Origin of the sequence: Pseudomonas baetica (assembly GCF_019733355.1) — a bacterium.
In the GTDB taxonomy this organism is placed as follows: Bacteria; Pseudomonadota; Gammaproteobacteria; order Pseudomonadales; family Pseudomonadaceae; genus Aquipseudomonas; species Aquipseudomonas baetica_A.
Map to the genome: position 1 here is coordinate 99051 of NZ_JAIHLQ010000024.1, position 10825 is coordinate 109875.

The 10825-nt window shown below is 59.2% G+C and carries 11 protein-coding genes; 3 read left to right on the plus strand and 8 right to left on the minus strand.

The features are described 5' to 3' along the window. Positions 1-55 precede the first annotated feature (55 nt). A complete protein-coding gene (locus K5E40_RS21615) occupies positions 56-418 on the plus strand; it encodes a diacylglycerol kinase (protein ID WP_221732509.1) in 363 nt (120 codons plus the stop codon). On the opposite strand, the gene K5E40_RS21620 is transcribed toward K5E40_RS21615, so the two are convergent. Next, complete coding sequence (locus tag K5E40_RS21620) at positions 415-1341, minus strand: LysR family transcriptional regulator (protein ID WP_221732510.1); 927 nt, start codon at positions 1339-1341, stop codon at positions 415-417. The two genes, K5E40_RS21615 and K5E40_RS21620, sit on opposite strands and share 4 nt — an antisense overlap. A gap of 142 nt (positions 1342-1483) precedes the next feature. Between K5E40_RS21620 and fpr the strand changes: the two genes are divergently transcribed. Continuing rightward, on the plus strand, positions 1484-2263 hold the full coding sequence (fpr, locus tag K5E40_RS21625) for a ferredoxin-NADP reductase (protein ID WP_002554680.1): 780 nt from the start codon (positions 1484-1486) through the stop codon (positions 2261-2263). 173 nt (positions 2264-2436) lie between these two features. Here fpr and tsaA read toward each other — a convergent pair whose 3' ends face one another. The 6 genes from tsaA to rimO form a co-directional block, all read right to left on the minus strand. Further along, a complete protein-coding gene (tsaA, locus tag K5E40_RS21630) occupies positions 2437-3135 on the minus strand; it encodes a tRNA (N6-threonylcarbamoyladenosine(37)-N6)-methyltransferase TrmO (RefSeq protein ID WP_221732511.1) in 699 nt (232 codons plus the stop codon). 159 nt (positions 3136-3294) lie between these two features. Beyond that, positions 3295-4065, minus strand: coding sequence for an SDR family oxidoreductase (locus K5E40_RS21635; RefSeq protein ID WP_221732512.1), 771 nt, complete (start codon positions 4063-4065; stop codon positions 3295-3297). Between the two features lie 130 nt (positions 4066-4195). Beyond that, on the minus strand, positions 4196-4663 hold the full coding sequence (locus K5E40_RS21640; protein WP_221732513.1) for a DUF1456 family protein: 468 nt from the start codon (positions 4661-4663) through the stop codon (positions 4196-4198). 72 nt (positions 4664-4735) lie between these two features. Continuing rightward, positions 4736-5446, minus strand: coding sequence for an rRNA pseudouridine synthase (locus K5E40_RS21645; RefSeq protein WP_221732514.1), 711 nt, complete (start codon positions 5444-5446; stop codon positions 4736-4738). Between the two features lie 191 nt (positions 5447-5637). Continuing rightward, complete coding sequence (locus K5E40_RS21650; RefSeq protein WP_221732515.1) at positions 5638-6111, minus strand: GNAT family N-acetyltransferase; 474 nt, start codon at positions 6109-6111, stop codon at positions 5638-5640. A gap of 158 nt (positions 6112-6269) precedes the next feature. After that, on the minus strand, positions 6270-7607 hold the full coding sequence (gene rimO / locus K5E40_RS21655) for a 30S ribosomal protein S12 methylthiotransferase RimO (protein WP_221732516.1): 1338 nt from the start codon (positions 7605-7607) through the stop codon (positions 6270-6272). Between the two features lie 289 nt (positions 7608-7896). On the opposite strand from rimO, the gene K5E40_RS21660 reads away from it, so the two are divergent. Further along, positions 7897-9798, plus strand: coding sequence for a potassium transporter Kup (locus K5E40_RS21660; protein WP_221732517.1), 1902 nt, complete (start codon positions 7897-7899; stop codon positions 9796-9798). Between the two features lie 68 nt (positions 9799-9866). Here the strand turns inward: K5E40_RS21660 and K5E40_RS21665 are convergent, their stop codons facing one another. Further along, entirely contained in the window at positions 9867-10193 is a 327-nt protein-coding gene (locus K5E40_RS21665; protein ID WP_221732518.1) for a DUF3077 domain-containing protein, read from the minus strand. Positions 10194-10825: the final 632 nt, after the last annotated feature.

The window sequence follows — 10825 nt, forward strand, 5'->3', positions numbered from 1 at the left end:
TTTTTGACTGTTGTTGATCTAGCTTTCTCACTCCTTTTTGGTTGGTTTCTACTTTATGTCACCTTTCAAGGGCCAGACTGGCCTGAAACGCATCCTCAACGCTTCCGGTTACTCGCTCGATGGCCTGCGCGCGGCCTTCACGGGCGAAGCGGCGTTCCGTCAATTGGTGCTGCTCAATGTGGTGCTGATTCCGTTGGCGTTCTTCCTCAATGTCAGCCGGGTTGAGCGGGCGCTATTGATCGCCGTGTGCCTGTTGGCGCTGATCGTCGAGTTGCTGAACTCGGCGGTGGAAGCGGCCATTGACCGCATCTCGCTGGAATTGCACCCACTGTCCAAAAACGCCAAGGACATGGGCAGCGCGGCGCAATTCGTCGCGCTGAGCATGATCGCCCTGGTGTGGGCCGTGATTCTGCTTTAAGCGATGGTTGGCAAGACGATCTCGTCGCTGCGCTGCACCCCGGCGGTGAAAGCGCGGCACAGTTCGAGAAACTCGCGCATGGCCGAAGTCTGGTATTTCTGTTTATGCCAGATAAAGTAGAACTGCCGCGCCAGATCCAGATCTGGCGTTTCCACCGCCACCAGACTGCCGCGGCGGAAGGCATCGCGCAGCGCCAGCCGCGAGATGCAGCCAATCCCCAATCCTGATTCCACTGCGCGTTTGATCGCTTCGGTGTGCTCCAGCTCTAGCCGGATGTTCAACGCACTGCGATGGTGACGCATGGCCTGATCGAAGGTCAGTCGCGTGCCGGAGCCTTGTTCACGCAGAATCCATGCTTCATGGGTCAACTCTTCCATGGTCGCGCTGCCGCGTTTGGCCAGCGGATGCTGCGGGGCGCAGAACACCACCAGTTCATCCTCGACCCAGCTCTGCACTTCGATGTCCGGATGGTTGCAATCACCTTCGATTAGACCCAGATCAATTTCATAGTGGGCCACTTGGTGCACGATATTGGCCGTGTTCTGTACGTGCAGCTTTACCTGGCTTTCCGGATGGCGCTGCATGAAGCCGCCGATCAGCAGGGTCGCCAGGTAATTGCCGATGGTCAGCGTCGCGCCTACAGAAAGCGAGCCGAAACCGGATTTGCCGTTGAGCAGGTCTTCGATTTCCTTGGCCTGATCAAGCAACGCCACCGCTTGCGGCAGCAACTGTTTGCCCAGAGCGTTAAGGCTCAGCCGTTTACCGGCGCGGTCAAACAGTTGGCAGCTGGATTGGCGCTCCAGTTCGGTGATGGAGGTGCTGGCGGCCGATTGCGAGAGGTTGAGCAGACCCGCAGCACGGGACACGCTTTCCTGCTGGGCGACGGCGACGAAGACTTGAAGTTGACGGAGAGTAAATCGCATATCGATATAACCGATAACCCTTATCTTAATAATCCAGTTAACAGATATTGTCGGCGCTATTAGAATGCGATGCAATTGCGCACCATCGGCATTTATCAAGCCCAGAGCAAGCGCAGACCCAATATCCAGGAGTCAAACGTACATGAGCAACATGAACCACGAGCGTGTCCTCAGTGTTCATCACTGGAACGATACCCTGTTCAGCTTCAAGTGCACCCGTGATCCGGGCCTGCGCTTCGAGAACGGTCAGTTCGTGATGATCGGCCTGCAACAGCCCAATGGCCGCCCGCTTATGCGCGCTTACTCGATCGCCAGCCCGAACTGGGAAGAGCATCTGGAATTCTTCAGCATCAAGGTGCCTGATGGCCCGCTGACCTCTCAGTTGCAGCATCTGAAGGAAGGCGACGAGATCATCATCAGCAAAAAGCCTACGGGCACGCTGGTGCTGGACGATTTGAAGCCTGGCAAACACCTTTACCTGCTCAGCACCGGTACCGGTCTGGCGCCGTTCATGAGCGTGATCCAGGATCCGGAAACCTACGAGCGCTTCGAAAAAGTCATCCTGTGCCACGGCGTGCGCTACGTGAACGAAGTCGCTTACCGCGAATTCATCACCGAGCATCTGCCGCAGAACGAGTTCTTCGGTGAAGCGCTGCGTGACAAGCTGATTTACTACCCGACCGTCACTCGCGAGCCGTTCGAGAACGAAGGTCGTCTGACCGACCTGATGCGCAGCGGCAAACTGTTCAGCGACATCGGCCTGCCGCCGATCAACCCGCAGGACGACCGCGCCATGTTGTGCGGCAGCCCAAGCATGCTCGACGAGACCAGCGAAGTGCTCAACAGCTTCGGCCTGACCGTGTCGCCGCGTATGCGCGAGCCGGGCGACTACCTGATCGAGCGTGCGTTCGTCGAGAAGTAAGCACCGTCAAAACCCGTGGGAGCGAGCTCCTGAAGAGGGCGGAACATTCAGCCGTTGTGTTGACTGACACGCCACCTTCGCGAGCAAGCCCGTTCCCACATTGGGTTTGTGGTGTGACAGTAAAAAACCCGCGTTGCCTGAGAAGGTCACGCGGGTTTTTTCGTTTTCGGGGTTTATGCTTCGGCGGGGATGACCTCGAGGACGCGAATCTGCGCAGGTGTCGGGTAATGCCAGCGCACATCCAGATCCCAGAATTGCGCGCCGTATTCGCGTTCCGGCGCCGGGGTTTGATAAGCCGGGCGTGGGTCCTGAGCCAGACATTGCTCGATCAACTCGACCAGTGGCTCGGCAAGGCGTTGCGCGTGGGCATGCGCCTGTTGCAGAGCGCTGTCCGTCCACTGCACGTCGATCAGTTGCGGCGCGGCGCTGGCGATGCTGTTGGAGGCGCTGTCGATGATGTCGGCGTAAGGCACGTAGGGCTTGATGTCGAGGATCGGTGTGCCATCGAGCAAATCGATGCCGGAGATGAACAGGCGATGAGCTTCAACCTTGTCCAGTTTCACCACGGATTGGCCGATACCATTCGGGCGATGGGTGGCGCGTGTGGCGAACACGCCCATCGACTTGTTGCCGCCCAGGCGAGGCGGGCGGACCTTCAGGCGCGGTTTTTCTTCCAGCGCTTGATGGAAGAGGAACAGTAACCAGACGTGGCTGACCTGCTCCAGGCCCTGCACCGCATCACCCTGATCGAACGGCGCCACCAGTTCCAGCACACCACGGGCGGCGGGGGCCAGTTGTGGCTGACGAGGGATGGCGAACTTCTCCTTGAAACAGGAGCGCACGAAGCCGATGGGGGAGACGCTGTAAGTCATGGTTTAAAGTCAGAAGCGGGATCAGGGCGGGCATGATACCCCGGCAGTCCTCAAGACGGGTGCTGGCAGGGCTGACCTCTTCGCGAGCAAGCTCGCTCCCACAGAGAACGCATTGCAAATGAGGGCGCGAGCTTGCTCGCGAAGGCCGCGCCGCCGATATCAGAGGCTGAACCCTCCATCCAGCGGAATGATATTCCCCGTCATATAAGCCCCAGCCGTGCTCGCCAGACTGATAGCCAAGGCCGCCATCTCTTCCTCACGCCCCCAGCGCTTCATCGGAATCAGCGCCGTATCCTCGGCCAACGCCTGCTGATCATTGCCAATATGCTGGGTCATCTTGCTCGGAAACCGACCTGGTGCAATCACGTTGACGTTGATGTGCTGGCTCACCAGTTCGCGCGCTAGAATCCGCGACAGTTGATGCAAAGCCGCTTTACTCGGCCCATAGGCATACGCCTGCTCACCAAAAGAAGAAATTCCGGCCACCGAGCCGATATTGATGATCCGCGCCGGATTGGCCGCCGACCCCGCTTTGCGCAGCAGTGGCAGAAACTGCTGGATACAGGTGAACACCGACGTCACGTTGAGCTGCATGACTTTCTCCCAGCCCTTGACCGGGTAACTCTCCAGCGGGGCGCCCCAGGTCGTGCCGGCATTGTTCACCAGAATATCCAGATGGGTGATCTGCTCGCCCAGTCGCGCGGCCAGTTCTTGGACGCCTTGTTCAATCGCCAGATTCGCCTCCACGCCATGGCAGATGCCCAGGGCGCTGAGTTCTTCGGCGGTTTGATGACAGGCTTCTGCATCCCGGGAGCAGACGTACACATGGGCGCCGGCCTCGACAAACGCCTTGGCGATCATTTTGCCGATACCACGGGTGCCGCCGGTCACCAGAGCGGTGCGGCCTTTCAGGGAAAAGTACGTGTGCATGGCAAGTCCTGAGGGCTAGGGATGAGTACACCCTAGTCGTCAACCGCGAAAAGCGGAGCCACTATTTTTGCAAGGAATGAACGGTCATGCGCAGCGGCGGCGATTGGATATCGCCGCCGCTGAAGAGCGATCAGGCGCGAACGCGCAGGGTCAGGCCCTTGAGGAAGTTGCGCAGCAACTGGTCGCCGCACGGGCGGTAGTTGGTGTGGCCGACCTTGCGGAACAGCGCGCTCAGCTCGGGCTTGGACACCGGGAACTCGGCAGCCTTGAGGATGGCATGCATGTCGTCTTCTTTCAGTTCGAAGGCCACGCGCAGCTTTTTCAGGATGATGTTGTTGGTCACCGGCACTTCGATCGGCTGCGGCGGACGGCTTTCGTCCTTGCCACGCTTGAAGATCACCAGACCGGCGAGGAAGTGCGCGATGACTTCGTCCGGGCAGCGCACGAAACCTTCTTCGTCTTCTTCTTTCTTGTCGAGCCAGGTGATTACGTCAGCGAGGTCCACGTCCATGCCGCCGAGTTTGATGATTTCGACGACTTTTTTGTCGCTGATGTCGAGCATGTAGCGCACGCTGCGCAAAACGTCGTTATGAATCATGTGGGTAATCCTGATAAGCGTTGTGGGCATCGCGCGGGCGCAATGCCGGAATGTGTGGCGGCAATCGAAGCTTTAGAACTTCTCTTTGCCGGACAAGTAGCGCCATTGACCGACCGGAACCTTGCCAATCGAGACGCCGCCGATGCGGATGCGACGGATGCCGACAACCTTGAGGCCAACCGCTTCGCAGAACTGGGCGATGATCCCCGGCTGCGGGTTTTTCATGGCGAAGCGCAGGCGGTTTTCGTTCTGCCAACTGGCCTTGACCGGCGGCAGTTCCTTGCCCTTGTGGGTGAGGCCGTGCTGCAAGCGGTTAAGGCCGTGAGCGACCATGTCACCTTCGACTTCAACGATGTATTCCTGCTCGATCTTGGCCGAGTCGGCAGTGAGCTTGCGCAGAATCTTCCAGTCCTGGGTGAACACCAGCAGGCCGCTGGCCTTGGCTTGCAGGTCGGTGCTGGCGGTCAGACGCAGGAAATGGCCACGCAACGGGCGTTTGCTGAAGCGGTGCTCTTCGCTGAGGGTTTCAGCACTCAGTGTCTGCATCGCGCTGTCCGCATCCATGCCCGCCGGCACGTTGAGCAGGATGGTCACCGGCTCCGGCGCGGTGGCCTTGGCGTCCTTGTCGAGTTCGACCTTCTGGTCGCCGACCTTGAATTGCGGCTCGTCGATCACTTCGCCGTCCACGGTGACCCAGCCGCCCTCAATGAACAGCTCGGCCTCGCGGCGGGAGCAACCCACCAGTTCGATGAGGCGTTTGGAGAGGCGAATCGGGTCAGTCATGACAGGGCCGTAACAAAAAAGGGGTGGGCATTGTACCTGTGTGGCGCCGGTTAAGCCCGGTTCCATTTGCAGGCGGTTAATTCAGGGTGGGAGCGGGCTTGCTCACGAGTGCGCAGTATCAGTTCACGCCAAGGCTGCTGATCCACCGCTTTGGCGAGCAAGCCCGTTCCCACAGGTTGTTCTGTGTTGCATCAGCCGTGTTGCGAGCGCTGCGGGTTCTGCCGCAAGCGCATATGCAGCAAAGGATACGGCTGGCCCATGCCATCGACTTCCGAGCGGCCGATGACTTCAAAACCTTGCTTGAAGTAAAACCCCAGCGCCTGTGGGTTCTGTTCGTTAACGTCGAGTTCATCGGCGTTCAAATGCTGCATGGCGTAATTCAGCAGTTTTTTGCCCAGACCCTGGCCGCGATGGTCGGGATCAATGAACAGCATTTCGATCTTGCCCGCCGCCACGCCGGCGAAACCGGTGATGCGTTGCTCGCGATCCTTGGTGCAGATCAGCATCACCGCGTCGAGGTAGCGGGTCAGCACCAGATTGCGCAGCCGTTCGATATAGCTGTCCGGCAGAAAATCATGGGTCGCGCGAACCGAGGCCTCCCAGACCCGGGTCAGTTCCTGATAGTCGCTGAGTTTCGGCGTGTGGATGACCGAATGGTGACGCATGCCCGGTAGCCTCTTGTCAGGTGTGATGGGAGTCCTTCCCCCACAAACGATAGACCTAAAAAAGCCCCGCATCTCGTAAAAAGAGCGGGGCTTTTCAATACAACACTATTGCCTTTGTGGGAGCGAGCAGGCTCGTTCCCACTTGCACTGCGTGGTGTTTAGATCTGTTCAGCCCACAGATCGTATTCGTCAGCGTCAGTCACTTTGCACCAGACCTTGTCGCCCGGCTTGAGGTTACTGCCGTTGTCGATGAATACGTTGCCGTCGATTTCCGGGGCGTCAAAGAAGCAGCGGCCGACGGCGCCTTGTTCGTCGACTTCGTCCACCAGCACTTCGATTTCACGGCCGATGCGCATTTGCAGGCGCGCCGAGCTGATCGCTTGCTGATGCGCCATGAAGCGCTCCCAACGGTCTTGTTTGACGTCGTCAGGCACCACGTCCAGATCCAGATCATTGGCCGGAGCGCCGTCAACCGGCGAGTACTGGAAGCAGCCGACGCGGTCGAGCTGGGCTTCGGTCAGCCAGTTCAGCAGGTACTGGAAGTCTTCTTCGGTTTCGCCCGGGAAGCCGACGATGAAGGTCGAACGGATGATCAAGTCCGGGCAGATTTCGCGCCAGTTCTTGATGCGTGCCAGGGTCTTGTCTTCGAACGCCGGGCGTTTCATCGACTTCAGCACTTTCGGGCTGGCGTGCTGGAACGGGATGTCCAGGTACGGCAGGATCTTGCCAGCGGCCATCAACGGGATCAGCTCGTCAACGTGCGGGTACGGGTAGACGTAGTGCAGACGGACCCAGACGCCGAGTGTGCTTAGGGCTTCGCAGAGTTCGGTCATGCGGGTTTTTACCGGCGCGCCGTTCCAGAACCCGGTGCGGTATTTCACGTCGACGCCGTAGGCGCTGGTGTCTTGCGAGATCACCAGCAGCTCTTTGACGCCGGATTTGACCAGGCGCTGGGCTTCGTCCAGCACATCACCGACCGGACGACTGACCAGTTTGCCGCGCATCGAGGGGATGATGCAGAAGCTGCAGCTGTGGTTGCAGCCTTCGGAAATCTTCAGATAGGCGTAGTGACGCGGCGTCAGTTTGATGCCTTGCGGCGGCACCAGATCGATCAGCGGGTTGTGATCCTTACGCGGCGGCACGACTTCGTGCACCGCGTTGACCACTTGCTCGTACTGCTGCGGGCCGGTCACGGCCAGCACGCTCGGGTGTACGTCGCGGATGTTGCCTTCCTCCACGCCCATGCAGCCGGTGACGATGACCTTGCCGTTTTCCTTGATCGCTTCGCCGATCACTTCCAAAGATTCAGCCTTGGCCGAATCGATGAAACCGCAGGTGTTGACGACCACGACGTCGGCGTCCTGATAGGTGGACACCACGTCATAGCCTTCCATGCGCAGCTGGGTCAGGATGCGCTCGGAGTCGACCAGTGCTTTCGGGCAACCCAGAGATACAAAGCCAACCTTTGGATTGGCCGGCGCAGGAGTGGTGGACATGTCTAACCTCGGTATTTTGTGACATCGATTGCCTGACGCAGGAATCGAGAGACGGGCGCTTGAATGGCGCCTCTGATCAAAAAGTGCGCAATTCTAGCGGCGTGCAACGCACTTGACCAGCTTTATGCCGGGAAATACGACGAGTGCTGCGCTATGCTTCGCGCCGTTGGGCCTTGCCAAATTTTTACAGTCAACAAATCGTCTGTAACAGCAAGTAAAACAGCGCATGCTGCACGACAAAGCATAGTGCTTCATTCGAAGAAGCCGGTCTGGGAATCAGGAGTGTTGGATGGGGCAGGCAAGTAGTCAGGCGGCGGGCGCCGAGCATTCGACGGCAAAGCCGATCGGCATGCTGGTCGCGGCGGTCGGGGTGGTTTACGGCGACATCGGCACGAGCCCGTTGTACACCCTCAAAGAAGTGTTTTCCGGCGGTTACGGTGTGCCTGTCAACCACGACGGGGTGCTGGGCATTCTGTCGTTGATCTTCTGGTCACTGATCTGGGTCGTGTCGATCAAATACATGATGTTCGTCCTGCGCGCCGACAACCAGGGGGAGGGCGGGATCATGGCGCTCACCGCACTGGCACGGCGTGCGGCGGGTGAGCGCAAGAAGTTGCGTTCATTGCTGGTGGTTTGCGGGCTGATCGGTGCGGCGTTGTTTTACGGCGACAGCATGATCACGCCGGCGATTTCCGTGCTGTCGGCCATTGAAGGCGTCGGTCTGGCGTTTGAAGGCATCGACCATTGGGTGGTGCCGCTGTCGCTGGTGGTGCTGGTCGGGTTGTTCCTGATCCAGCGTCACGGCACGGCGCGGATCGGCATTCTGTTCGGGCCGATCATGGTCACCTGGTTCCTGGTGCTCGGCGCCCTTGGCGTCTACGGCATCAGCCACACGCCGGAGGTGCTGCATGCGCTGAACCCGGCCTGGGCCGTGCGTTTCTTCATGGTGCATGCCGGTATGGGCGTGGCGATTCTCGGCGCTGTGGTGCTGGCACTGACCGGTGCTGAAGCGCTGTATGCCGACATGGGCCACTTCGGCCGCAAGCCGATTGCCCGCGCCTGGTTCCTGCTGGTGCTACCGGCGCTGGTGCTCAATTACTTTGGCCAGGGCGCCTTGCTGCTTGAAAACCCGGAAGCGGCACGTAACCCGTTCTATCTGCTGGCACCAAGCTGGGCGCTGATCCCGTTGGTCGGCCTGTCGACTTTGGCGACTGTGATCGCCTCGCAAGCGGTGATTTCCGGTGCGTTCTCCCTGACCCGTCAGGCGATCCAGCTCGGTTACATCCCGCGCATGTACATCCAGCACACCTCCAGCGACGAGCAGGGCCAAATTTACATCGGTGCCGTGAACTGGTCGCTGATGGTTGGCGTGGTCTTGCTGGTGCTGGGCTTTGAATCCTCCGGCGCATTGGCCTCGGCTTACGGCGTGGCGGTGACAGGCACCATGCTGATGACCACGATTCTGGTGTCGGCCGTCATGCTGCTGCTGTGGAAATGGCCACCGATCCTCGCGGTGCCGGTACTGATTGGCTTCTTGCTGGTGGACGGTCTGTATTTCGCCGCTAACGTGCCGAAGATCATCCAGGGCGGTGCGTTCCCGGTGATTGCCGGTATTGCGCTGTTCGTGCTGATGACCACCTGGAAGCGCGGTAAGCAATTGCTGGTCGAGCGTCTCGACGAAGGCGCCTTGCCCCTGCCCATCTTCATCAGCAGCATTCGCGTGCAACCGCCGCATCGAGTCCAGGGCACCGCCGTGTTCCTCACCGCGCGCCCCGACGCCGTGCCTCACGCGCTGTTACACAACCTGCTGCACAACCAGGTGCTGCACGAGCAAGTGGTGTTGTTGACCGTGGTCTATGAAGACATCCCGCGGGTGCCGCCGCAACGGCGTTTCGAAGTGGATGCCTACGGAGAAGGCTTCTTCCGGGTGATCCTGCACTTCGGCTTCACCGACGAGCCGGACGTGCCGCAAGCGCTGAAGTTGTGTCATCTGGACGAGCTGGATTTCAGCCCGATGCGCACCACTTACTTCCTCAGCCGTGAAACGGTCATCGCTTCGAAACTCGAAGGAATGGCGCGTTGGCGCGAAGGGCTGTTCGCGTTCATGTTGAAGAACGCCAACGGGAACTTGAGGTTCTTCAATTTGCCGCTGAACCGGGTGATTGAGTTGGGGACGCAGGTGGAGATGTAACGTCGCGTCATCGAAAAAGCCCTCGTCAGCTTCAAGGCTGGCGGGGGCTTTTTGGTCTCGGTTTGCCTTTACAGGCTTTCAGGTAAATCTTCTTCAGACTCGCTCTTTGTCCGCGTAGGTCGTGGGATCAGCGCTTGTATCACGTCGTCAATCAGAGCCTTGCCCATCATCGTCAGGTAATGCGCGGCCCAGGCGTGGCGGTCGGTGTCTTTGGTGCAGGCAGCGTCTTTTGCGAAGGATTTGGCGAGGTACAGCAGGTCGGAGGATTGGGACAAGGCATCGATGATCGGGATGCCGGAGCGAACGTTGAAAAACGCTTGATCCGATTTGTAGAGGAAGGGGGTGAAGCCGATGGTTTTAACGTGTGCTGGTCCGTTCGGGTCAGTTTCGCTCATCGTGTTGCTCCTTGGTTCGAAGTGCCACGACTTTCGTTACCACGCGAAAGGGAGGCAGCTGTACGCAGGGTGGTAAACCGGGAACCAAGGAAACCGGTACGCCCGCAGGCGTCCCACGCACAGCTGCCATAACGTGATGGACGCGCTGTTGCGCTGGTTTCGCCGGGTTACCACACCCGATCGCTGAATAGGTCAGCGACGTCCGGAGAGTATCCCGTCAAAAAACAGCACGACAGGGCGGCATGGCGCCGCAACACGCGATTCGGAGTTTGCCTACAAGGTCTGTCGGCGTCATCCGATATTGCGAGACCAGACGTAAACGAAACTAAACGTCAGACATCATTCCCGGTGGGCGCGGGCTTGCTCGCGAAAGCAGTCTGTCAGTTTACGAATCTGCTGGCTGATCCACCGTATTCGCGAGCAAGCCCGCACCCACATTGGATTTTTGGTGTTTGCTGAAATGTAAGAAGCCCCCGCAACCGTAAGGCGGCGGGGGCTTTTTGTGGTGCGCCAGGCATGGCGCGTAGCGCCGTGACTGGCGCTGTTCAGCTCACTGTGGTGGTGAGCCGAACGACTTGGAGGTGAAAGTCCTCTACACACCCGGCAAGGGGAAGTGTTAGCCAGAGGCAAGG